This is a genomic window from Streptomyces mexicanus (assembly GCF_902506575.1).
GTDB classification, from domain to species: Bacteria; Actinomycetota; Actinomycetes; order Streptomycetales; family Streptomycetaceae; genus Streptomyces; species Streptomyces mexicanus.
Map to the genome: position 1 here is coordinate 1 of NZ_LR732682.1, position 1,015 is coordinate 1,015.

Consider the following 1,015-nt stretch of genomic DNA (forward strand, 5'->3'; position numbering starts at 1 on the left):
CTGGGCGGGGGTGTGGAAGGCGTCGCCGAAGACCAGGACGCGCCGTCCCCCCGTGGCCGAGATGACATAGGTGGTGTGTCCGGGACTGTGACCCGGTGTGATGAGCGCCGTGACGCCGGGCCAGATCTCGTCACCGTCGCCGAAGCGCCGCACCACACGGGACAGCGGCACCATGAAGTCGTCCCAGGAAGGGGCGCCTACGGTGACCTGGCGGCGCCAGAAGGGCTCCCACTCCCGGTCGGCCACCAGGTAGTCGGCGCAGGGAAAGGCCGGTTGCGGCACCTGATGGTCGTCGCGGAGGAAACCCAGCCCGGTGTGGTCGGTGTGCAGATGGGTGAAGGCGACGGTGTCGATGGACCGCGCAGAGACCTGGAGCGCCCGCAGGGTGCGCAGCAAGGCCCCGCCGTGCGAGATGCCGAGCGAGGGAGCCAGGACGTTGCTGCCGAGGCCGACGTCGATGAGCAGTCTGCGCCGGCCGCGTTCGACGAGCACTCCCCCGGCGGAGGCGGCGATGCGTCCGGATGCCGTCAGCTGCTCGGGGTGCTCCCGCCAGTAGCCGGTGGGGACGGCCGGGAGGAAACCGACGGGATCCAGTTCCATGGTCGCGTCGACGACGTAGGTGAGCCGTACGTCCCCCACGGTCAGGGTGCGGACGGCCGACTGGGCGTTGAGCGCCCCGATGCGGGGCGCACGGTGTGCCCCACCGAAGCCGTGGGGCGCGGCGGCCCGGCTGTCGGCCGGGGCAGCGGCACCCAGCACGCCGGTGGCCGACACCGAGGTGGCCAGTGCCGCGCGCAGGGCTCCGCGGCGTGAGAGTTTCGGAGGTCGGTCTGTCATGACACGTATCCGTTCCTGTCGGGGAGTGCGGCGTGGCATCGGCCGTGGTGGTCAGCCGGTGTTGCGCAGGCCGGCCGCCACGCCGTTGACGGTCAGCAGCAGGGCGCGGGCCAGCAGCGGGTCGACCTCCTGGCCGGCGGCCACCGCGTCGCGCTGCCGCTTGAGCAGGGCGACCTGG

The 1,015-nt window shown here is 72.5% G+C and carries 2 protein-coding genes; both read right to left on the bottom strand.

Annotated features, from left to right (window positions below; translation table 11 throughout):
- Positions 1 to 837 (bottom strand): MBL fold metallo-hydrolase (locus tag GV126_RS35085; RefSeq protein ID WP_159675434.1); only part of this gene is annotated, 837 nt, incomplete at its 3' end.
- Positions 838 to 888: 51 nt separating this feature from the next.
- The coding region (locus tag GV126_RS37540; RefSeq protein WP_159675436.1) for a phosphoenolpyruvate carboxylase at positions 889 to 1,015 on the bottom strand (127 nt) is incomplete at its 5' end.